21 protein-coding genes are annotated in these 22,918 nt (G+C 65.1%); all 21 read left to right on the top strand.

Translation table 11 applies throughout. The features are described 5' to 3' along the window. Nucleotides 1–5 precede the first annotated feature (5 nt). The 21 genes from rpsD to gmk all read left to right on the top strand — a co-directional run bounded on the left by rpsD (nt 6) and on the right by gmk (nt 22,847). On the top strand, nt 6–635 hold the full coding sequence (rpsD, locus tag C3E77_RS07430) for a 30S ribosomal protein S4 (protein ID WP_108391049.1): 630 nt from the start codon (nt 6–8) through the stop codon (nt 633–635). A 142-nt stretch (nt 636–777) separates the two neighbouring features. Continuing rightward, nucleotides 778–1,023, top strand: coding sequence for a hypothetical protein (locus C3E77_RS07425; RefSeq protein WP_108391048.1), 246 nt, complete (start codon nt 778–780; stop codon nt 1,021–1,023). 42 nt (nt 1,024–1,065) lie between these two features. Then, nucleotides 1,066–3,723: an alanine--tRNA ligase gene (gene alaS / locus C3E77_RS07420; protein ID WP_108391047.1), complete on the top strand. Its 2,658-nt coding sequence runs from the start codon at nt 1,066–1,068 to the stop codon at nt 3,721–3,723. A 15-nt stretch (nt 3,724–3,738) separates the two neighbouring features. Beyond that, complete coding sequence (gene ruvX / locus C3E77_RS07415; RefSeq protein WP_108391046.1) at nt 3,739–4,209, top strand: Holliday junction resolvase RuvX; 471 nt, start codon at nt 3,739–3,741, stop codon at nt 4,207–4,209. A gap of 3 nt (nt 4,210–4,212) precedes the next feature. Then, nucleotides 4,213–5,478, top strand: coding sequence for an endolytic transglycosylase MltG (gene mltG / locus C3E77_RS07410; RefSeq protein ID WP_234031337.1), 1,266 nt, complete (start codon nt 4,213–4,215; stop codon nt 5,476–5,478). Continuing rightward, the gene (locus C3E77_RS07405) at nt 5,478–6,344 is read left to right on the top strand and encodes a shikimate dehydrogenase family protein (RefSeq protein WP_108391045.1); all 867 of its coding nucleotides are present in this window, start codon (nt 5,478–5,480) and stop codon (nt 6,342–6,344) included. Before mltG ends, C3E77_RS07405 begins: the two co-directional genes overlap by 1 nt. A gap of 94 nt (nt 6,345–6,438) precedes the next feature. Next, nucleotides 6,439–7,653, top strand: a complete 1,215-nt coding sequence (gene aroC, locus C3E77_RS07400) for a chorismate synthase (protein ID WP_108391044.1) — start codon at nt 6,439–6,441, stop codon at nt 7,651–7,653. After that, the gene (locus C3E77_RS07395) at nt 7,650–8,165 is read left to right on the top strand and encodes a shikimate kinase (RefSeq protein WP_234031336.1); all 516 of its coding nucleotides are present in this window, start codon (nt 7,650–7,652) and stop codon (nt 8,163–8,165) included. The genes aroC and C3E77_RS07395 overlap by 4 nt, the downstream gene beginning before the upstream one ends. Continuing rightward, a complete protein-coding gene (aroB, locus tag C3E77_RS07390) occupies nt 8,162–9,286 on the top strand; it encodes a 3-dehydroquinate synthase (RefSeq protein ID WP_108391043.1) in 1,125 nt (374 codons plus the stop codon). The genes C3E77_RS07395 and aroB overlap by 4 nt, the downstream gene beginning before the upstream one ends. Nucleotides 9,287–9,288: 2 nt before the next feature. Beyond that, nucleotides 9,289–9,741, top strand: coding sequence for a type II 3-dehydroquinate dehydratase (locus C3E77_RS07385; RefSeq protein WP_108391042.1), 453 nt, complete (start codon nt 9,289–9,291; stop codon nt 9,739–9,741). A gap of 77 nt (nt 9,742–9,818) precedes the next feature. Continuing rightward, complete coding sequence (gene efp, locus C3E77_RS07380; protein WP_108391041.1) at nt 9,819–10,382, top strand: elongation factor P; 564 nt, start codon at nt 9,819–9,821, stop codon at nt 10,380–10,382. Continuing rightward, the gene (gene nusB / locus C3E77_RS07375) at nt 10,382–10,795 is read left to right on the top strand and encodes a transcription antitermination factor NusB (RefSeq protein ID WP_108391040.1); all 414 of its coding nucleotides are present in this window, start codon (nt 10,382–10,384) and stop codon (nt 10,793–10,795) included. The genes efp and nusB overlap by 1 nt, the downstream gene beginning before the upstream one ends. A 579-nt stretch (nt 10,796–11,374) precedes the next feature. After that, nucleotides 11,375–12,937: an HNH endonuclease signature motif containing protein gene (locus tag C3E77_RS07370; RefSeq protein ID WP_162924942.1), complete on the top strand. Its 1,563-nt coding sequence runs from the start codon at nt 11,375–11,377 to the stop codon at nt 12,935–12,937. A gap of 319 nt (nt 12,938–13,256) precedes the next feature. After that, entirely contained in the window at nt 13,257–13,796 is a 540-nt protein-coding gene (gene pyrR / locus C3E77_RS07365; protein WP_108391038.1) for a bifunctional pyr operon transcriptional regulator/uracil phosphoribosyltransferase PyrR, read from the top strand. After that, nucleotides 13,796–14,746 (top strand): aspartate carbamoyltransferase catalytic subunit, encoded by a 951-nt coding sequence (locus C3E77_RS07360; protein ID WP_108391037.1) that lies wholly within the window; start codon nt 13,796–13,798, stop codon nt 14,744–14,746. The genes pyrR and C3E77_RS07360 overlap by 1 nt, the downstream gene beginning before the upstream one ends. Nucleotides 14,747–14,748: 2 nt before the next feature. Then, entirely contained in the window at nt 14,749–16,095 is a 1,347-nt protein-coding gene (locus C3E77_RS07355; protein WP_108391036.1) for a dihydroorotase, read from the top strand. Next, on the top strand, nt 16,088–16,627 hold the full coding sequence (locus C3E77_RS07350; protein WP_162924941.1) for a PH-like domain-containing protein: 540 nt from the start codon (nt 16,088–16,090) through the stop codon (nt 16,625–16,627). The genes C3E77_RS07355 and C3E77_RS07350 overlap by 8 nt, the downstream gene beginning before the upstream one ends. Then, nucleotides 16,624–17,793: a glutamine-hydrolyzing carbamoyl-phosphate synthase small subunit gene (carA, locus tag C3E77_RS07345; protein WP_108391034.1), complete on the top strand. Its 1,170-nt coding sequence runs from the start codon at nt 16,624–16,626 to the stop codon at nt 17,791–17,793. Before C3E77_RS07350 ends, carA begins: the two co-directional genes overlap by 4 nt. After that, entirely contained in the window at nt 17,793–21,086 is a 3,294-nt protein-coding gene (carB, locus tag C3E77_RS07340) for a carbamoyl-phosphate synthase large subunit (RefSeq protein WP_108391033.1), read from the top strand. Before carA ends, carB begins: the two co-directional genes overlap by 1 nt. Beyond that, nucleotides 21,083–21,925 carry an orotidine-5'-phosphate decarboxylase gene (gene pyrF, locus C3E77_RS07335; RefSeq protein WP_108391032.1) on the top strand — a complete coding sequence of 281 codons (843 nt, stop codon included), beginning with the start codon at nt 21,083–21,085 and terminating at the stop codon, nt 21,923–21,925. Before carB ends, pyrF begins: the two co-directional genes overlap by 4 nt. Beyond that, a complete protein-coding gene (gmk, locus tag C3E77_RS07330; RefSeq protein WP_108391031.1) occupies nt 21,918–22,847 on the top strand; it encodes a guanylate kinase in 930 nt (309 codons plus the stop codon). The genes pyrF and gmk overlap by 8 nt, the downstream gene beginning before the upstream one ends. The last annotated feature ends 71 nt before the right edge of the window (nt 22,848–22,918 follow it).

Here is a 22,918-nt window from a genome sequence, read left to right as displayed (position 1 = left end):
AACCCGTGTCTACCAAGTCACGTACCCGTAGCAAGACCCGCCTGTCGCGGTCATTGGGCATCGCCCTCACCCCGAAGGCAGCAAAGTACCTCGAGAAGCGTCCGTACGCTCCGGGTGAGCACGGCCGCACCAAGCGCAAGACCGACTCCGACTACGCTGTGCGTCTTCGCGAGAAGCAGCGTCTGCGCGCCCAGTACGGCATCCGCGAGAAGCAGCTGAAGATTGCCTTCGAAGAAGCTCGTCGCGTCAAGGGCCTGACCGGTGAAAACCTGGTCGAGATCCTCGAGACCCGCCTCGACGCTCTTCTCGTGCGCTCGGCTATCGCCCGCACCACGGCTCAGGCACGTCAGATGGTTGTGCACCGTCACATCCTCGTCGACGGCCAGATCGTCGACCGTCCCTCCTTCCGCGTGAAGCCGGGACAGCTCATCCACGTCAAGGCACGCAGCGAAGGCACCGAGCCTTTCCAGGTTGCAGCAGCAGGCGGACACGTTGATGTCCTCCCGAAGCTTCCGCCGTACCTCGAGGTCGAGCTCGACAAGCTGCAGGCACGCCTCGTTCGCGCCCCGCAGCGTGCAGAGGTCCCCGTGACCTGTGAAGTCCAGCTCGTCGTTGAGTACTACGCAGCACGCTAAACAGCTTTACCGACGGGGTCGCGGCTTACGCCGCGGCCCCGTTTTTTTCATATGACCGGGCCACAAAGCGGCCAGTCAGGCATAACCGGTAGGATGAAATTCTGGTTGGAAGCATCCGTCCCACACCCCAGGAGGAGCCCCTGTGAAGAATATTTTCTGGCTACTTACCGGCATTGCCGCCGGTTTTTTCGTCGCGCACGAGATCAACAAGACCCAGAAGGGCAAGGAGTTCTTCTCGGACCTCGACGGAAAGCTCCGCGAGTTCAGCGACACAGTCGCCGACGCGTACAGAGAACGTGAAGCTGAACTGCGGGAGAAGATCGACGAACTCGCGAAGGACGCCGAGGACGCAATCGGCGACCTTGGCGCCGGCTCTTCTCAGAAATAAGACTCCCTCTGCCCCCGCAGAGACCCCTCTCCGAACGGACCCATGAAGACCGCTGACATCCGCTCGCGCTGGCTCGATTTTTTCGCCGAGCGCGGCCACACCGTAGTTCCATCCGCATCGCTGGTATCCGACGATCCTTCCCTGCTGTTCACCGTCGCGGGAATGGTGCCGTTCGTGCCGTACCTGAGCGGACTCGTCCCCGCACCATACCCGCGCGCGACGAGCGTGCAGAAGTGCATTCGGACCAACGACATCGAAGAGGTCGGCAAGACGCCGCGCCACGGGACGTTCTTCCAGATGAACGGCAACTTCTCGTTCGGCGACTACTTCAAGGAAGGGGCGATCAGCTACGCCTGGGAGCTCCTGACGTCGTCTGAAAGCACCGGCGGTTACGGTTTCGATGAGAAGGACCTCTGGGTCACGGTCTACAAGGACGACGACGAGGCCATCCGTCTCTGGAAGTCCATCGCCGGACTTCCCGATGAGCGCATCCAGCGACTCGACATGGACACGAACTACTGGTCGACGGGCCAGCCGGGTCCGGCCGGCCCCTGCTCCGAGATCTTCTTTGACCGAGGGCCCGCCTACGGTCGGGACGGCGGTCCGGAGACCGACGATGACCGGTACGTGGAGATTTGGAACCTCGTCTTCATGCAGTACCTCCGCGGCGAGGGCCGGGGCAAGAACGACTTCGAGATCCTCGGCGACCTGCCGAAGAAGAACATCGACACCGGCATGGGCCTCGAGCGCGTCGCCTTCCTCAAGCAGGGCGTCGAGAACATGTACGAGATCGACCAGGTCCGCCCTGTACTCGACCGCGCGGCCGAACTGTCTGGGCGCCGCTACGGTGCAGACCACACCGACGACGTTCGCATGCGGATCATCGCCGACCACGTTCGCTCATCGCTCATGCTCCTCAGCGACGGCGTCACGCCGTCCAACGAGGGCAGGGGCTACATCCTGCGCCGGCTCATGCGGAGGACCGTCCGTTCGATGCGGCTGCTCGGCGTGGATACCGCGACCTTCCCTGAGCTGTTCGCCGCGTCACGCGACGCGATGAAGGCTGCATACCCCGAGGTCGAGCACGACTACAGCCGCATCTCCCAGTCGGCGTACGGCGAGGAAGAAACCTTCCTGCGCACGCTCGCCGGCGGAACGACGATCCTCGACCTTGCCGTCGAGAAGTCGAAGCAGACCAACGCCGAGAAGCTTCCTGGCGACACCGCATTCCTGCTGCACGACACCTACGGGTTCCCGATCGACCTCACGCTCGAGATCGCTGAGGAAGCCGGCCTGAGTGTCGACCGCACGGCGTTTGATGCCCTCATGGCCAACCAGCGCGCACTCGCAAAAGCGGATGCCAAGGCCAAGAAGACAGCACTGGCTGACCTCAGCGTCTACAGCGCGTTCAGGGCTTTCGGCGAGACGACCTTCACCGGGTACACCGATCTCACCACCGAGTCGAAGATCCTCGGCCTCATCGTGAACGGCCAGTCCGTCTCGAAGGCGTCGGCGGGCGACATCGCCGAAGTGATCCTCGCCGAGACCTCGCTGTACGCAGAGTCCGGCGGACAGGAAGCCGACCAGGGGCTCATCGTCGGACCGGGCTACGAACTCGAAGTGCTCGACGTTCAGAAGCCGATCAAGGGACTCATCAGCCACAAGGTGCAGGTCGCCAAGGGTGAAGTGGGCGTCGGTGACAGCGCAACAAGCGTCGTCGACCGCGAGTACCGCAGGGGAGCCAGGCAGGCACACTCCGGTACCCACATCATCCACGCCGCGCTTCGCCAGGTCCTCGGCCCGAACGCCCACCAGTCCGGCTCGTACAACAAGGCCGGTTACCTCCGTCTCGACTTCTCCTGGAACGCAGGCCTCTCGGCTGAGACCCGGAGCGAGATCGAGGAAGTCTCGAACAACGCGATCCGTGACAACCTCGAGGTCGTCACGCGTGAGCTGCCGCTCGACGAAGCCAAAGCGCTCGGCGCCATGGCCCTGTTCGGTGAGAAGTACGGCAACGTCGTTCGCGTCGTCGACATCGGCGGCCCCTGGTCGCGCGAACTCTGTGCAGGCACTCACGTGTCGACCAGTGCGGAGATCGGCATGATCAACCTCGTCAGTGAATCGAGCGTCGGCTCGACGAACCGCCGTGTCGAGTCGCTCGTCGGCCTCGAGGCGTTCCGGGACCTCGCCGCCGAACGTGCGATCGTGAACGAACTGACATCGTCGCTCAAGACGCCACGCGAGCAGCTCCCCGAGCGCATCGCCGATCTGGTTGCGAACCTCAAACAGGCCGAGAAGAAAATCCAGGCGTTTGAAGCCCGCGCGCTCACCGAGCGGGTGCCAGCACTCGTCGCCACGAAGCACACCGCTGGTGCGTACACCCTGGTCGCTGAGAACGTCGGAGTGTTGAACTCCGCCGACGACCTGCGTCTTCTCGTCACGACAGTGCGCGAGCGGCTCGGGTCTGTGCCAAGCATCACCGCTCTCGCCGCGACCGTGAAGGATCGACCGATCGTCATCGTCGCGACCAACCCCGAGGCACGCGCTGCCGGCGCAAAGGCCGGCGTGCTCGCCAGGACAGCCGCAGGCGTCCTCGGTGGAGGCGGAGGCGGTAAGGACGACATGGCACAGGGTGGCGGTACCGACGCATCAATGATCCCCGGCGCACTCGCCGCGATAACAGACGCTGCGACGAGGTAGCCGGTGACGGATGCCATGCGCACGGGAGTCCGCCTCGGTATCGATGTCGGGAAAGTCCGCATCGGTGTCGCCCGTTCCGATTTCCACGGAATGCTGGCGACACCGATCGAGACGGTCCAGCGGTCGACCGACAGCGGGGAAGACGTGAAGAGGATCATCGCGATCGCCGACGAGCTCAACCCGATCGAACTCGTGGTCGGTCTGCCGTTGGCGCTCTCCGGATCGCACACGGCGTCAACGAACGATGCTGTCGCGTTCGCTGGCAAGCTCGCGACGGCATCCGCTGTTCCCGTCCGACTGGTCGATGAGCGCCTGTCAACGGTCTCCGCGCACTCAGCGCTGCGCACCTCGGGCAAGAAGTCGAGCAGATCCCGTAATATTGTCGATCAAGTTGCTGCGGTCATCATTCTGCAGCATGCCCTCGACGCGGAGCGCGGCAGTTCACACCCTCCTGGTTCCCTCGTCAACCCGAGTGAAGGATCGTAGGCCGTGACATCCGAGCGCCCCGAAGGCACCAGCGATTTCGACGCCATTCTCGCGTCACAAGCACCGGAAGCTTCGGCTTCGACTAACCCGCCGTCGTCACGACGCGAGGCAAGGGAACAGGCTGAGCGCGCCGCGACAACGTCGACCCGCTCGGAGCGCCGGTCCGCATCGACAACCGAGTCGACGTACCCGCCGCGAGAGAAGCGCAGCCGCAAGGGACTCATCGCGGCAATCGTGACGCTCGTGCTGCTCGCCGGTGTCGCCGGTGGTGGCCTGTACGTCTGGAACACCTTCGAACCGCAGATCCGCTCGGTCATGGGATGGGAAGAGCCCATTGACTTCGAGGGTGTCGGCAGCGGCGAGGTGATGGTCTCCATCGCGGAGGGCGACACCGGTCAGGACATCGCGAAGACCCTCAAGACGCGTGGCGTGACCAAGACCGTCGACGCGTTCTACGAGACACTGATCGAGGAGAAGCCTGAGCCCGTCTTCCACCCCGGTGTGTACCAGCTGAAGAAGCAGATGAGCGCGAAGGCTGCGCTCGATGCCCTCCTCGACCCGGCCAATAAGATCGAGCGGACCGTTCTGGTTCGCGAAGGCGAAACCGGAGCCACCATTCTCGAGGAGTTGTCGGCGAGCACGGAGATTCCCCTCGCTGAATTCGAGGCTGCCGTGGCCGACCCCACGGTCTTCGGAATCCCAGCGACCGCGCCGTCAATCGAGGGCTGGCTCTTTCCCGCCATGTACACCTTCGATCCGGGGCTGTCCGCCCAGCAGGTGGTCCAGGTACTCGTTGACCGCACGATCACCGCGCTCGACGCCGCTGGCGTCCCGGTCGAGGAGCGGGAGCGCATCCTGACCATCGCGTCGGTCGTCCAGCGGGAAGCGCGGCTGGAGGAGGACTTCTACAAAGTCAGCCGGGTAATCCAGAACCGCCTTGCCGTCGACATGAAGCTCGAGATGGACTCGACCGCGCAATACGGCGACACCACGAAGACCGACTCGGTCTGGTCGACGCAGGAGGCCCTCGAGTCGCAGAATCCGTGGAACACGTACCAGAAGACGGGCCTGCCGATCGGGCCGATCGCGAGCCCTGGCGACACCGCAATCGCCGCTGCGATGGCACCGGCCGAGGGCTCCTGGCTCTTCTTCGTCACCGTCAACCTGGACACAGGCGAGACGGTGTTCACGAATACCGTCGATGAGCACGGCACCGCCGTCAAGCAACTCCGCGCCTGGTGCGCGGAGAACCCGGACAAGGGCTGCTGATGCGGGAACGGCTCGCGGTGTTCGGGTCGCCCATCGCGCATTCGAAGTCGCCGTCGCTGCACCGTACGGCATATGAGCTTCTCGGCCTCGACTGGGAGTACAGCTCGCGCAACGTGTCGGTGACCGATCTCGCCACGACTGTCGCCGGTCTCGACAACGGATGGCGCGGACTCTCGCTGACGATGCCGCTCAAGCAGGCGGCGTTCGAACTTGCCGACACTCGAGACGCGATGGCCACGCTGACAGGCGCTGTCAACACACTCCGGTTCGTTGGCGACGACGGGGCGAGAACCTCCTTCGGGTACAACACCGATGTTTCGGGCATCACACGGGCACTGGCATCCGTTGGCATCACTGAGGCGCCCCACGTGCACATTCTGGGTGGAGGTGCCACCGCGGCCAGTGCTGTTGTTGCCGCCGCCGAGCTTGGAGCACTCTCGGTGATCGTTCTGGCCAGGAACCCGGCCAAATCTCGGCCGCTGATCGACCTGGGCAAGCGGGCTGGCCTCGCCGTCGACATTCGCACGTTCGACACGTTCGACGACGTGCCCCGTCCTGAGCTCGTCGTGAGCACCCTGCCCGGGCGGACTCCTCTGCCCGTCAGCTACCCGTCCAACGTGCTCTCATCGTCGGCGCTGCTCGATGTCGCCTACGATCCGTGGCCGAGCGAACTCGCCGCCCGCTGGACGGACGCCGGTGGTGTCGTCGCGAACGGATTGTCCATGCTCGCGCACCAGGCGCTCATCCAGGTGCGGATCTTCGTCTCCAACGACCCGTTCCAGCCGCTGGACGACGAGGATGCTGTTCTCACCGCGATGCTCGCATCCGTCGGTCTCGACGCACGCGGCATTCCGCTCGCTGCCTGACCAGCGCACCCGACGAACACGCGGAGCCAGCGAATCGCACGGGCCGGTCGTCACAGGGTCAGGCTGACCTCAGGCGCTGTGGAAGGATAGAGCCATGCTTCGTTGGCTCACTGCCGGAGAGTCTCACGGCCCGGAACTCATTGCAATCGTCGAGGGTCTTCCCGCCGGCGTCCCCGTCTCGCTCGACTCAATTCGCGCTGACCTTGCCCGCCGCAAACTCGGCTACGGCCGCGGTTCCCGGATGAAGTTCGAACAGGACGAACTCAACATCTCCGGTGGCGTTCGCCACGGGTTCAGCCTCGGCAGCCCCGTCGCCCTGCGCATCGGCAACACGGAATGGCCCAAGTGGGTCGAGGTGATGAACCCCGAGCCCGTGCCGGAGACCGAGAAGTCCCGCGGCAGGAGCGCCCCGCTCACCAGGCCGCGCCCAGGGCACGCGGATCTCGTCGGCATGCAGAAGTACAACTTCGACGAAGCACGGCCCATTCTTGAACGCGCCAGCGCGAGGGAAACCGCCGCACGGGTTGCCCTCGGTGCGGTCGCACGGGGCTTCCTCGCCGAACTCGGCATCACCCTGGTCAGCCACACGCTGTCGATCGGACCGGTGCGCGTACCCGAGAACGCCGTACTTCCCACGCCGGCTGACGTGGACGCGCTCGATGCCGATCCACTGCGCTGCTTCGACGCGGCGACATCCGAACTCATGGTCGCCGAGGTAGACGCAGCGAAGAAGGACGGCGACACCCTCGGCGGAGTCGTCGAGGTCCTCGCATACGGCCTGCCGCCCGGACTCGGATCTCACGTGCACTGGGACCGTCGCCTCGACGGTCAGCTCGCGCAGGCCCTCATGGGAATCCAGGCCATCAAGGGCGTCGAGGTCGGCGACGGCTTCCTCACCACGACGCGCCGCGGCTCAGAGGCGCACGACGAGCTCTTCTCGATCGACGACCAGATCGTGCGCTCGAGTGACAAGGCCGGCGGCACCGAGGGCGGCATGAGCACCGGAACCGTTCTCCGCGTCCGTGCCGGAATGAAGCCCATCGCCACAGTCCCGCACTCGCTTCGGACGGTCGACGTGGCGACAGGTGAAGCAGCCGGTGCACACCACCAGCGCTCGGATGTCTGCGCGGTTCCCGCCGCTGGCGTCGTCGCTGAGGCAATGGTCGCCCTCGTGCTGGCCAACAGCGTCCTCGAGAAGTTCGGGGGAGACTCGGTCGAAGAGACACGTCGCAACCTCCAGTCCTACCTCGCTGCGATTCCAGCCGGGCTCCGCACCGCCACCGCGTCCACCCAGGATCACCTGGCGTGAGCGACGACCGCCGCCCCCTGTACCCGCTCGTCTTCATTGGGCCAATGGGAGCGGGCAAGACCCGCATCGGTCGCCGGGTGGCAAAAGCACTCGAGGTGCCTTTTCTAGACACTGACAAGATCATCGTTGCCGAGCACGGACCGATCGCTGGCATCTTTGAATCCAGAGGCGAAGCCGCCTTCCGCGCACTGGAGAAGGATGCCGTCGCTGACGCGCTGGTCGAACGCGCCGTTGTGTCCCTCGGGGGCGGCGCCGTTCTGGATCCGGAGACGCGGGCAGCGCTTGCCGACAAGACAGTCGTCCTGCTGACCGTGTCAGCGGATGCCGTCGCCGCACGCATCAAGACGGACAAGCGGCCGCTGCTGGCAAACGGGACCGTCGACTGGCAGCGCATTTACGACGAACGCCGTGCGATCTACGACGAACTCGCCACGATCACCTTCGACACCTCCACCCAGCCGATCGAGAGAATCGCTGCAGATATCGCCACGTGGGCGAAAGGACGAGCATGACAGACCACATCGGTACGACGGGCAATCCGCGCGCAACTGGGGATGACCACGGGGTCACCACGATCGAGGTCACGGGAACAGACGGCTACGCGATCCACGTCGGCCGCGGCATCCTCGACCGCATCGCTGTCGCCCTCGGTGACGGCGTGCAGAAGGTCCTGCTCGTGCACCCACCGACCCTGGCCGCCAAGGCCGAGCAGCTGCGTGAGTCGCTGGCTGGCAGGTACCAGGTGCTGCTCGCCGAGATTCCGGATGCCGAAACCGGCAAACGCGTCGAGGTCGCGGCCTTCTGCTGGCAGATCATGGGACAGGCTGATTTCACGCGGTCCGATGCGGTGATTGGTTTCGGCGGGGGAGCGACCACCGACCTCGCCGGGTTCGTGGCCGCTACCTGGCTGCGCGGCGTTCGACTCGTGCAGGTGCCGACGACCGTTGCCGGAATGGTGGATGCCGCCATCGGCGGTAAGACCGGGATCAACACCAACGAGGGCAAGAACCTCGTTGGGGCGTTTTACGCGCCCGCAGGAGTGATCGTCGATTTCAACCTGGTCGACACGCTGCCGAAGAACGAGATCCTCGCCGGCTTCGCGGAGATCGTGAAGTGCGGTTTCATCGCGGAACCGGAGATTCTCGACATCATCGAGGCCGACGTCGATCGGGTGACCGACCCGACCACCGCGGAATTCCGTCGGGTCGTCGAGCTGTCCATCGCGCTCAAGGCCCGTGTCGTCAGTGAGGACTTCAAGGAGGGCGGGGTCCGCGAGATCCTCAACTACGGACACACTCTCGGCCATGCGATCGAACATGCCGAGCGGTACCAGTGGCGCCACGGTGCCGCCGTTGCCGTCGGGATGATGTTCGCCGCTGAACTCTCACGACTGGCCGGACGGCTGCCGGATGCGGTCGCCGACAGGCACCGCAGCATCCTCGACTCGCTGTCGCTGCCCACCGAATACCCGGTCGGGCGATGGAGCACGCTCCTTGCCACGATGCAGCGCGACAAGAAGGCCCGAGCCGGCATGCTCCGGTTCATCGTCCTCGATGACATCGCCAAGCCGACGGTGCTCGCAGGGCCAGAGACCGCGCTGCTCTTCGCGGCGTACCAGGAGATAGGTTCATAGCCATGACTCGTGTGCTCGTGCTCAATGGCCCCAACCTCGGCAGGCTCGGTTCGCGTGAGCCGGATGTCTACGGCAGCGGCAACCTCGACGACCTGCGGGTGATGCTTCAGGCATCCGCTCCCGAAGGCGTCTCGATCGACCTCCGCCAGACCAACGACGAGGGCGAGCTCATCGGCTGGCTCTACGAGGCAACTGACGGGTCCACTCCCGTGGTCCTCAATCCGGCAGCGTTCACCCATTACAGCTACGCGCTTCGGGATGCCGCCGCGCTCGTCACAAAGGCGGGCATTCCGCTGGTCGAGGTTCACATCTCGAACCCGCACGCGCGGGAGACCTTCCGACACTCGAGCGTGATCTCGGGTGTTGCGACCGGTGTGATCGCCGGTTTCGGCTTTGATTCGTACCGCCTGGCACTCGATGCAGTACTCCGCCTGAGACCGGCTGGAACCGAGTAAACAGCCTCCTGCGGTAAACTCGTCACATCGGTCGCCTCAGACCACATTTTTCTCCCACTGAACGGAACCCCCTCTTCATGGCATCTACCGCCGACATCAAGAACGGAATTGTCCTCAACATCGACGGACAGCTCTGGAACGTCATCGAGTTCCAGCACGTCAAGCCCGGCAAGGGTGGCGCGTTCGTGCGCACCAAGCTGAAGAACGTCGTGTCAGGCAAGACCGTCGACCGCACGTACAACGCCGGTGCGAAGATCGACATCGAGAACGTCGACCGTCGCGACTTCACCTACCTCTACAACGACGGTGAAGCGTTCGTGTTCATGGACACCGCTGACTACGACCAGCTGACTGTGCCGGCATCCGTCGTCGGAGACGCCGCCAACTTCATGCTCGAGAACCAGGCCGTCACCGTTGCGCTCAACAACGGCAACCCGCTGTACGTCGAGCTGCCGGCATCCGTCGTCCTCGAGATCACCTACACCGAGCCAGGCCTCCAGGGCGACCGCTCGACCGGTGGCACGAAGCCCGCAACCGTTGAGACCGGCTACGAGATCCAGGTGCCGTTGTTCCTCGAGCAGGGCACCAAGGTCAAGGTCGACACCCGCACGGGCGACTACATGGGACGCGTCAACGACTAGTGAGCGCCCGTAGCAAGGCCCGTAAGCGGGCCATCGACATCCTGTACGGCGCAGACCTTCGGGACATGGCGCTGAGCGAGGCGCTCACCGTTGAAGCGCAGCGTGCCGCGAGCGAGCCCGACCGTGAAGCCAGCTGGCTCTACGCGCGCGACATCGTCGACGGTATCGCCGACAACGCCGAGGAGATCGACGAGCAGATCGAGACGTACGCCCAGGGCTGGTCCCTCGCGCGGATGCCCGCTGTTGATCGTGCGATCCTGCGCATCGGTGTGTGGGAGATCATGTTCAACTCCGAGGTGCCTGCCGCGGTTGCCATCGACGAGGCTGTCGAATCGGCCAAGACGCTGTCGACCGACGATTCACCAGGATTCGTCAACGGATTGCTCGGAAAGATCGCCCAAGCCAACGGCTAGGGGTTTATCTCGTCGAAACGCCCGTCATCGCTCACGCGGTGGCGGGCGTTTTGCGTGCGCTGTGTGGCTCGAGGTGGGTTGGACGGGTCGGTAGCTCGTATCGTCGCCGTTTCCGGTGTGGTCGACGGATGCCTGCAAAGGCGTGGACGCAATGTCCCTCGGGCCGGGTCAATGTCAGTGGTTGGGTGTGTACTGAAGTCATGAGGCTCCCGGTCAGCAGTCCGATTCGCCACCGTTCTGGTGTGGGGTTCGGGTGCCTGCACAAACGCGGGCGGGGCCAGTGGTGCTGGGGTCCAATGTCAGTGGTTGGGTGTGTAGTTAAGTCATGAACATCCCGGTCAGCAGCTCGATTCGCCACCGTTCTGGTGTGGCGTTCGGGTGCCTGCAAAGGCCCGTGCGCGGTGCCCGGGGGCCCGGGTTCAATGTCAGTGGTTGGGTGTGTACTGAAGTCATGAACATCCCGGTCAGCAGTCCGATCCGCCACCGTTCTGGTGTGGCGAAGTCGGGTGTGGCCGTGCCTTGTGCCCTTGGCTCGGATGGCTCGGCCGGTGGGGGTGTGCGGGTGTCATGAGCCTCGCGGTGAGCGACTTTCCGCCGGCATCGGAGCCGGAGGGTGAGAGTGCGCTCACCGGGTTGCTCACACATCTGGGGCAGGTGGTCGATGTTCTCGACCTGGATCATCTCGACCAGTTGACCGGCGAACAACTGCTGACGCAGCTGGGTCAGGTCGCCGGGGTGGTGCGAGCCGGGGAGGCGGTCCTTGCGGCGTTCAGCGCCGAGGTCGCCGACCGGTCAGATCCCGCGCGCGGGAACGAGGGTTTGGCGGTGAAGCACAACTACCAGCGTCCGTCGCATCTGATCGAGGTGATCACCGGGGTGTCGTCCGCGGCGGCATCACGGTTGATCCGGGTCGGCCAGCGCACCTGCCGGAGGCTGACGGATGCCGGGTTCCCGTTGCCGCCGTTGTTCCCGGTGGTAGGGGACGCATTCCGGCAGGGTTTGATCGGGGTGGAAACAGCCGAGGCGATCACCCGTGAACTGTCGTTGGCTGCACCTCGCGCTGAGGTGGAGCACCTGACCATTGCGGAACGCACTTTGGTCAGTGAGGCGGTCGGTGCGGGCTGGCGTGACGGCTTACCGATGTCAGCGGATCTGGTCGGTATTCAGGCTCGACAGTGGCGGGACCGGTTGGATGAAGACGGCATCGAGCCCAACACCGACAAAGCGTTCCAGAAACGCGACTTTTGGATCGCCCGTGCCGCGAAGGAGGGGTTGGTGAAGTTCGGTGGCCAGGTCACCGTCGATGTAGGTGCGAAACTTCATGCCCTGTTGGATGCGGTGTTGAGTCCGAAGACCGCGAACCGATACGAGATGACAGATCCCTCCGCCGACGGTGCACCCAATGCCGCACCGGCCACCGGTGCGCCCCGCGGCCCGAACGACGCTGGTGCGCCCGACAGCGCGCCCACGAGCGGCATCTTCGGGTCCATCGGTGGCGACGCCCCAACCGGAACCCTGGCAGATGAAGGGTTGGCAGCGACCGGTGGGAGCGGTCGGGCGCCGGACCACGCGGCGGATGAACCGATCCGGGCCCGGCGGACCGCGGGTCAGCAACGCGCTGATGTGTTCGCCGCGATGATCGACGCCCTCGCCCGCTCCGCCGACACACCCAGCGTCACCGGCGCCGCACCCACCGTGGTTGTCACCGTGAACGCGGACGTCATTGACTCGAAGACCGGTACCGGGCAGATCGTGGGAGTGAACACCCCGGTCGCGGCATCAACGATCACCCAGATTCTCTGTGACGCGAGCATCATCCCCGTGTTCATCGACCCCGACGGCACCGTCGTCGCCCTCGGCAACGACCAACGCGGGTTCAACCGGACCCAACGGATGGGCATGATCGCCCGCGACGGACCAACCTGCGGCATGCCCGACTGTCAGATCCCGGCCACCGGCTGCGAAGCGCACCACATCACTCCCCACGCGGAGGGCGGGCCGACCCACATCGATAACGGTGTGTTGTTCTGCTGGTTCCACCACCGGATGGTCGACACCGGAGTGTTCACCGTCTCGATGGTGAACGGCAAACCCCAGGTCACCATCGCCGAATGGATCCGCCGCAAACCATACTTCCGGTGAGCTCGTAGAACGTACTTCCGCTGAGTTGCATGCTCCGTTAGAAATCCGAGCGCAGCCCAGTCTCGCGAAGGAGGAGAGAGTGGCAAACATTGATGGGCAGCGAGAGTGCCGAAGGCGATACCGGCACACCGCGCCGCAGCGGCGTGCGTGTGGCAACCGCCACATGCACCAGCGCCCGGCAGCGCGAGAGGTCGTACCGACCGGGCAGGGTTCCGCACTGAATGGCACGCGCCACCGGGGGAGCGCCGCGCCAACTGCTAGAGTGAAAAACAATTGACAACCTTTAACGCCGTCCAGAGAGACGGAGAAGGGAGTCGGCATGAGTGCGCGCGTCGTACTTCAGCAGGCTGACATCGCCCGAGCGTTGACCCGGATATCCCACGAGATCCTTGAGTCCAATCGAGGCGCAGATGACCTCGTCCTCCTCGGCATTCCGACCCGCGGGGTCATTCTCGCCGACCGCATCGCCGCTCTGATCTCGGAGATCACCGGCACGCCGATCGACGCGGGGTCCCTCGACGTGACCATGTATCGCGACGACCTCGCCAAGCACCCCACCCGCACTCCGGCGCCAACGCACATCCCGGCATCCGGTATCGATGGCAAGACCGTGGTCCTCGTCGATGACGTCCTGTACTCGGGTCGCACCATCCGCGCCGCTCTCGACGCCATCGGTGACATCGGCAGGCCACGCGCCGTCCGCCTGGCCACCCTCATCGACCGTGGGCACCGCGAGCTGCCCATCCGGCCTGACTTCGTCGGCAAGAACCTGCCCAGCGCGCAAACCGAACGCATCAACGTGCGTCTCACGGAACTCGACGGCGCTGACCTCGTCTCGATCGATGGGATGGAGTCCTGATGCGCCACCTCCTGTCGACGCGCGATCTCAGCCGTGACACCGCCATCGGTCTCCTCGACGTCGCCGAAGACATGGCTGACACCCAGCTGCGCGAGGTCAAGAAGCTCCCGACCCTCCGCGGCAAAACCGTCGTGAACCTCTTCTTTGAAGACTCGACCCGAACCCGCATCTCATTCGAGGCTGCGGCCAAGCGCCTGAGCGCGGACGTCATCAACTTCAGTGCCAAAGGGTCGAGCGTCTCGAAGGGTGAAAGCCTCAAAGACACAGCACAGACGCTTCAGGCGATGGGCGCGGATGCCGTCGTCATCCGTCACCCCGCATCCGGCGCACCGCAAACCCTGGCGACCAGCGGATGGATCGACGCCGGAATCCTGAACGCGGGAGATGGAACACACGAACACCCGACGCAGGCGCTCCTCGACGCGTATACGATCCGGAAGCGCGTCCACGGCGCAGCCTCGCGAGGGAAAGACCTCGACGGACTCGCGGTCACGATTGTCGGCGATGTGCTCCACTCCCGCGTTGCGCGGTCGAATGTCTGGCTGCTCACCACACTCGGCGCCACCGTCAGCATCGTGTCACCGCCCACCCTCGTGCCGGTGAACACCTCGGGCTGGCCGGTAACCGTTGGCTACGACCTCGACGAGGCCATCGCCTCAGAGCCCGACGTGATCATCATGCTCCGTATCCAGGCCGAGCGGATGCGAAACGCGTTTTTCCCCAACAGCCGGGAGTATTCGAGGCGCTGGGGCCTCGACGATGGACGATTGCACCAGCTTCGGGCGACTACCATTGTCATGCACCCCGGACCGATGAACCGGGGTCTGGAAATCTCCGCTGCAGCAGCTGACTCGCCCCAATCCACGGTCCGCGAACAGGTGGCCAACGGAGTTTCCGTGCGGATGGCCGCACTTTACCTGCTGCTGTCGGGCGATCGGGAGGACGCATAACCATGACTACAGAGACCTACCTCCTCCGCCAGGCGACCCTCGCAGATGGCAGCACCACAGACATCCGCATCGCCGACGGCATCATCGCCGAACTCGGTGGGTCCCTCTCCGCCGACGGCGCCTCCGTTGTCGACGCAGACGGACTGCTCGCACTCCCGGGCCTCGTCGACCTGCACACCCACCTCCGTGAGCCCGGCTACGAGCAGAGCGAAACCGTGCTGACCGGTACGCAGGCCGCTGCCGCCGGTGGATTCACCGCCGTCTTCGCCATGGCGAACACCTCGCCCGTCGCAGACACCGCCGGTGTCGTCGAACAAGAACTCGCCCTCGGTCAGGAAGCCGGCTACGCGACGGTCCAGCCTATCGGCGCCGTCACCGTCGGGCTGGCGGGCGAACAGCTCGCCGAACTCGGCGCGATGGCAGCATCCCGCGCCCAGGTGCGGGTGTTCTCCGACGACGGCTTCTGCGTCTCCGATCCGCTGCTGATGCGCCGCGCCCTCGAGTACGTCAAGTCGTTCGACGGCGTCATCGCGCAACACGCCCAGGACCCCAGGCTCACCGTCGGTGCCCAGATGAACGAGGGCGCTGTGTCGGGCGAACTGGGATTGCAGGGCTGGCCGGCGGTTGCCGAAGAGTCGATCATCGCCCGTGACGTCCTGTTGGCCGAACACGTCGGGTCCCGGCTCCACATCTGCCACGTGTCGACCGCGGGAAGCGTCGACGTCATCCGCTGGGCCAAAGCGCGCGGCATTTCGGTGACGGCTGAAGTCACCCCGCACCACCTCCTCCTCACCGAAGAGCTCGTCCGCAGCTACGACGCCAGGTACAAGGTCAACCCGCCGCTTCGCCGTCAGGAAGACGTCCTCGCGCTCCGCGAGGCCCTCGCTGACGGCACCATCGACATCGTCGCAACGGACCACGCACCGCACCCGACCGAGCACAAGGACTGCGAGTGGGATGCCGCAGCGAACGGCATGGTCGGCCTCGAGTCCGCTCTCAGCGTTGTGCAGGCATCCGTTGTCGACACCGGCCTGCTGAACTGGTCGGACGTCGCGCGGGTCCTGTCATCGGCTCCTGCCCGGATCGGACGCATCACGCGGCACGGTCAGGGCATCGCCGTCGGCGCACCGGCGCAGGTGCTGCTCTACGACCCCCAGGCGTCGCGCACCTTCAGCACCGGCGACCTCCGCGGCAAGGGCATGAATTCGCCCTACCTCGACCTGACCCTGCCCGGTCGCGTCGTTGCGACCTTCCACGACGGATACCCAACGGTTCTCGACGGGGCTCTGCGCCCGGTCGACGAGATCGCACAACAGGCGCGTGCAGGACGGGCGGCTGCGAATGCCTGACCGGCTCCTTCCCGCAGCCCTCGTTCTCGGGCTCCTTGCGATCCTGCTCGCCGGCATGTGGTTCGCGTGGCGCGCCAGGGCCCGACGCGACAGCGGCGTCTCCGCGGGGGCACCGCTTCCCGCCGGCGGTGTCCACCCCCTGCTGACGACAGACGTCCTCTACGTCGCGACCACCAGGGCCGGCCAGCCGCTCGAACGACTGGCGATCCGAGGCCTGGCCTTCAGGGCCCGCGCCGAACTCATCGTGGCCGAGGAGGGAGTCGTGCTGTCCGTCCCAGGACAGGACCCGATCTTCCTGCCGGCCGACAGCATCCGCTCGGCCCAGCCAGCCACGTGGACCATCGATCGCGTCGTCGAATCCGACGGACTCGTCAGCATCACCTGGCGCACTGGCGACACGGATGCCGACAGCTACGTTCGCGTGATCGATCCGACCAAACACGCCCCCGTACTCGACGCGCTGGCGTCATTGAACTCGACGGGTCCGGCATCGTCCGGTCCCACACCGTCAACCGAGAGTGAGAAACCATGAGCAATTCACGATTTGGCTCAGCAGAACCCGCCGTCCTCGTTCTGGAAGACGGCTCCCGCTACGTCGGTCGCGCATACGGCGCGACGGGCAAGACACTGGGTGAGGTTGTCTTCTCAACGGGCATGACCGGCTACCAGGAGACACTCACCGACCCGTCGTACGCGGGCCAGATTGTGCTCATGACGGCCCCGCACATCGGCAACACCGGAATGAACGCCGAGGACATGGAGTCGTCGCGCGTCTGGGTCGCCGGATACGTCGTGCGCGACCCATCCCGCATGGTGTCGAACTTCAGGTCAGAGCACAGCCTCGACAGCGAGCTTTCCCAGGACGGGATCGTCGGCATCAGTGACATCGACACCCGCGCCGTCACCAGGCGGATCAGGTCGAGCGGCTCGATGCGTGCCGGCATCTTCTCCGGCGCCGACTTCAACCTCTCAGAGGGGGACCAGCTCGACCAGGTCCGCCAGGGTCCCGAGATGAAGGGACGCAACCTCTCCGGCGACGTCTCGACGATCGACCCGTACGAGGTTCCCGCTCAGGGCGAGCGCATCGGCCGGGTTGCTGTCCTCGACCTCGGCATCAAGAAGTCGACGGTCAACTACCTCTCCGAGCGCGGCTTCGACGTCATGGTGCTCCCACAGAACGTCACGGCAGACCACGTTCTGAGCCTCAAGCCCGACGCCCTGTTCTTCTCCAACGGCCCCGGCGACCCCGCCGCGAGTGACGCACACGTCACCCTGCTCCGCGAGGTCCTCCGGGAGAACGTGCCGTACTTCGGCATCTGCTTCGGTAACCAGCTGCTTGGTCGCGCCCTCGGCTTCGACACCTACAAGCTCCCGTTCGGCCACCGCGGCATCAACCAGCCTGTGCTCGACAAGTCGACGGGCCGGGTCGAGATCACCTCGCAGAACCACGGCTTCGCCGTCGACCTGCCGATCGAGGGCGACCACCAGTCGCCAGAGGGATTCGGGCGCGTCGAAGTGAGCCACTACAGCCTCAATGACCAGGTGGTCGAGGGACTTGCCTGCCTCGACATCCCCGCATTCAGCGTCCAGTACCACCCGGAATCGGCTGCAGGCCCGCACGACGCCAACCACCTCTTCGATCGCTTCCGCGACCTCGTGATCGCGAACAACCACACCTCAGCAGGAGACGACAACTAATGCCAAAACGCGACGACATCCAGAGCGTCCTCGTCATCGGTTCGGGCCCGATTGTCATCGGCCAGGCCGTCGAGTTCGATTACTCAGGAACCCAGGCCTGCCGCGTGCTCCGCGAAGAGGGCGTCCGCGTCATCCTCGTGAACTCCAACCCGGCGACCATCATGACCGACCCGGACTTCGCCGACGCGACGTACATCGAGCCGATCACCTGGCAGGTCATCGAGACCATCATCGCCAAGGAACGCCCCGATGCCATCCTCCCGACACTCGGCGGCCAGACGGCGCTCAACGCGGCCATCCAGCTGCACGAGAACGGCATCCTGGAGAAGTACGACGTCGAGCTGATCGGCGCGAACTTCGAGGCGATCAACAAGGGCGAGGATCGCCAGATCTTCAAGCAGCTCGTGCTCGACGCCGGTGCGGACGTTGCACGGTCGCACATCGCGCACACCGTCGAAGAGGCTGTCGGATTCGCCGACGACCTTGGCTACCCGCTCGTCGTCCGGCCCTCGTTCACCATGGGCGGACTCGGATCTGGTTTTGCCTACAACGAGACCGAGCTCCGCCGCATCGTCGGCGACGGCCTGCACCAGAGCCCCACCACCGAGGTCCTCCTCGAGGAATCCATCCTCGGCTGGAAGGAGTACGAGCTTGAGCTCATGCGCGACACCGCGGACAACACGGTCGTCGTCTGCTCGATCGAGAACGTCGACCCCGTCGGCGTCCACACCGGCGACTCGATCACCGTCGCCCCGGCGCTCACCCTGACCGACCGTGAGTACCAGAAGCTCCGTGACATCGGCATCGACATCATCCGCGCCGTCGGCGTCGACACCGGTGGCTGCAACATCCAGTTCGCCATCGACCCGGCTGACGGCCGCATCATCGTCATCGAGATGAACCCCCGCGTCTCCCGGTCGAGTGCCCTCGCCTCGAAGGCAACGGGATTCCCCATCGCCAAGATCGCCGCGAAGCTCGCCATCGGCTACCGCCTCGACGAGATTCCGAACGACATCACCAAGGTGACGCCCGCGAGCTTCGAGCCCACCCTCGACTATGTCGTCGTCAAGGTTCCCCGGTTCGCATTCGAGAAGTTCCCGGCAGCGGATGCCACCCTCACGACAACCATGAAGTCCGTCGGTGAGGCCATGGCAATCGGTCGGAACTTCTCGACGGCGCTGCAGAAGGCACTGCGTTCGCTCGAGAAGCGCGGATCGAGCTTCCACTGGGGCGAGGAGCTCCGTTCGGTCGACGAGCTCATCGAGATCGCCAAGGTGCCGACAGACGGACGCATCGTCGTCGTGCAGCAGGCGCTCCGCCTCGGCGCGACGCCAGAGCAGCTCTTCGAGGCCACCAAGATCGACCCGTGGTTCCTCGACCAGATCTCCCTGATCAACGAGGTGGCTGATTACATCCGTGACGCTTCTGTGCTCGACACCGAGGTTCTCGTCACGGCGAAGAACCACGGCTTCTCCGACGTTCAGATCGGCCAGCTGCGCGGGTTCGGTGAGGACCAGGTCCGTGAGGTCCGTCACATCCTCGACGTTCGCCCCGTCTACAAAACCGTCGACACCTGTGCCGGGGAGTTCCCCGCGCTGACGCCGTACCACTACTCAAGCTACGACACCGAGACCGAGGTCGCTCCGTCTGACCGCCGGAAGGTCGTCATCCTTGGTTCGGGCCCCAACCGGATCGGCCAGGGGGTCGAGTTCGACTACTCCTGCGTCCACGCGTCGTTCGCGCTCAGTGAAGCGGGCTTCGAGACGATCATGATCAACTGCAACCCGGAGACCGTGTCGACCGACTACGACACGAGCGACCGGTTGTACTTCGAACCGCTGACCCTCGAGGACGTCCTCGAGGTCATCGACGCCGAGAGCAAGTCTGGCGAACTCGTCGGCGTCGTCGTCCAGCTCGGCGGACAGACAGCCCTCGGCCTCGCCACCGGCCTCAAGGCCGCTGGCGTGCCGATCCTCGGAACCACACCCGAAGCAATCGATCTGGCCGAGGAACGCGGCGCGTTCTCACAGATCCTCGCGGATGCCGGACTGCTCGCTCCGAAGAACGGCACAGCGACCGAGATCACCGGCGCGATCACCATCGCTGAGGAGATCGGTTACCCGGTCCTGGTTCGACCGAGCTTCGTTCTCGGCGGCCGCGGCATGGAGATCGTCTACGACACGGCATCCCTCGAGGACTACTTCCTGCGGATGGCCGACCAGGGCATCATCGGACCGCAGCACCCGCTGCTCGTGGACCGATTCCTCGACGACGCCATCGAGATCGATGTCGACGCGATCTACGACGGTACCGAGCTGTACATCGGCGGCGTCATGGAGCACATCGAAGAGGCCGGGATCCACTCGGGTGACTCGAGCTGCACCCTGCCTCCCATCTCGCTCGGTCGGGCGCAGATCGACAGGGTGCGCGATGCGACCCTGGCCATCGCGCAGGGGATCGGCGTTCAGGGACTGATCAACGTGCAGTTCGCGATCGGCGCAGGCATCCTCTACGTCCTCGAGGCAAACCCTCGCGCATCGCGCACGGTTCCGTTCGTGTCGAAGGCACTCGGCATCCCGCTCGCCAAGGCGGCGTCCCTCGTCATGACAGGAGCGACGATTGCAGACCTCAAGGGCTCGGGACTCCTCCCTCCCGTCGACGGTTCGCGCATCCCGATCGACTCGCCGGTCTCGGTCAAGGAGGCGGTGCTCCCGTTCAAGCGGTTCCGCACCGCTGACGGTCGCATCGTCGACTCGATCCTCGGCCCTGAGATGCGATCGACCGGTGAAGTCATGGGCATCGACAAGGACTTCCCCCGCGCGTTTGCCAAGAGCCAGACCGCGGCCTACGGCGGCATCCCGCTGTCCGGCACAGTGTTCGTCTCGGTGTCCGACCGCGACAAGCGCTCGATCGTGCTCCCGATCCTCCGGTTCCAGGAGCTCGGCTACGAGATCCTCGCGACCGAGGGAACCGCTGAGATCCTCAACCGCAACGGCATCTCGGCACGCACCGTTCGCAAGTACTCCGAGGGCGACGAGTCGACACTCGGCGAACCGTCGATTGTCGAGCTGATCAACCGCCACGAGGTCGACATTGTCATCAACACGCCGTCAGGCCGCAGCGGTCGTGCTGACGGCTACGAGATCCGTGCTGCCGCCGTCGCCGAAGACAAGCCTCTCTTCACGACGATTGCGGAGCTGACCGCCGCGGTTGCCTCGATCGAGGCTGTCCGCAACGGCTTCGACGTCCGCTCACTCCAGGAGTACGCCCAGGACAGGGCGTCTCGCGCATGACAGTGTCCTTCGGGGAACGACTTGAGCGCGTCTTCAACGAGCGTGGTCGGCTCTGTGTCGGTATCGACCCCCACGCCTGGCTCCTCAGGGACTGGGGACTCGCCGACACGGCAGCGGGTGCGCGTGAGTTCGGACTCCGGGTCATTGACGCTGTCGATGGCAACGCCGGAATCGTAAAACCGCAGGTGGCGTTCTTCGAGCGGTTCGGCTCCGCCGGATATGCCGCGCTGGAGGAGATCCTCGCCGCCGCCCGTTCACGCGGCATCCTGGTCATTGCCGATGCCAAGCGGGGGGACGTCGGTTCGAGCGTCGAAGCATACGGGCAGGCCTGGCTCACACCCGGTTCACCCCTCGAGGCAGACGCGCTCACGGTGAGCGCGTACCAGGGCGTCGGCTCGCTCGCCGCGCCGAGTACCCTCGCCGAATCAACGGGCAAGGGCTTGTTCGTGCTGGCTGCGACCTCAAACCCCGAAGGAATGGCGTTGCAGCAGGCACGGATGTCGGCGGGCACGACGGTCGCGCGATCGATCGTCGACGAGGTCAACGCCTGGAACGCCGAGCACGCCACCGGCGCCCTCGGATCCATTGGCGTCGTCATCGGGGCGACACTCCGACTCGCCGAGTTCGACCTGGAACTCGCGCCGCAACCGACGCCGCCGGTGCTCGCTCCCGGCTTCGGCCACCAGGGCGCGGAGGCCGAGTCGATGCAGAAAACCTACGGTGCCCTCTCCAGCGGTGTCATCGTTTCCGAATCACGAAGCGTGCTCGGCGCGGGTCCGGATGGGATCCGCCGCGCCGTCACCACCCGAGCAGAAATAGTGAGGCAGGCCAGTGCCTGAGCAGACAGTCCGAACCCCACCGGAGGTAGACCGCGTTGCGGCTTCCCGCGCCGCTGTCGAGGCGCGACGCGCACGAGCGGAACTCAAGAACCGGGTGTCCTCTGGCGCCATTTCGGCCCTGACCGTCCTCGACGACGCCTTCGCCGACCCCGATGGCGTTGCAGGGCGGATGCGCGCGACCGATTTCCTGCTGAGCGTGCCGGCGATCGGTCGCACCAAGCTCACTCGCATCCTCGAAGACCTGAAGATTTCACCGGCCAAGCGGCTCGGCGGCCTCGGCCCCAACCAGCGAACCCGGCTCCACGACTTCATCGCAGACCGGGAATCCAAGAACCGCCAGCACAAGCGTTCACGACTGATCGTGCTCGCAGGGCCCACCGCGGTCGGCAAGGGAACCGTCGCCAGCTACATCCGGGAAAATTACCCGGATGTTCTCCTCTCGGTCTCCGCGACGACCAGGAAGCCGCGACCGGGGGAGGTCGAAGGCGTCAACTACTTCTTCGTCGATGACGCGGAGTTCGACCGGCTCATCGAGAACAACGAACTGCTCGAGCACGCCACGGTGCACAACGCCTCCAGGTATGGCACCCCGCGCGGGCCGATCGACGAGGCTCTCGCCCGCGGAGACAGTGTCCTGCTCGAGATCGACATCCAGGGCGCACGCCAGGTTCGGGCCGCAATGCCCGAGGCCACCCTGGTGTTTTTGCTTCCGCCGAGCTGGGACGAACTCGTCCGACGGCTGGTCGGACGAGGCACGGAGGATGCCGAGGAACGCGAGCGCAGACTCGAGACCGCGCGGCACGAATTGGCCGCCCAGGACGAGTTCGATTACCGCGTCGTCAACGGCACAGTGGCTGACGCAGCCCAGGAGGTCGTAGACTTGATTAAGACTCGCGGCGCACGACCCCGACGCGCTGTGTAAAAACAGCGCCGAACCGGGCGAATGCACAGCATCAGGCTGTGCACTCACTGTAGCGATGCAGCCGCCAAAAG

It is taken from the genome of Mycetocola zhujimingii, assembly GCF_003065425.1.
Taxonomy (GTDB): Bacteria; Actinomycetota; Actinomycetes; order Actinomycetales; family Microbacteriaceae; genus Mycetocola_A; species Mycetocola_A zhujimingii.
This window is presented reverse-complemented; position numbering and strand designations above follow the sequence as displayed.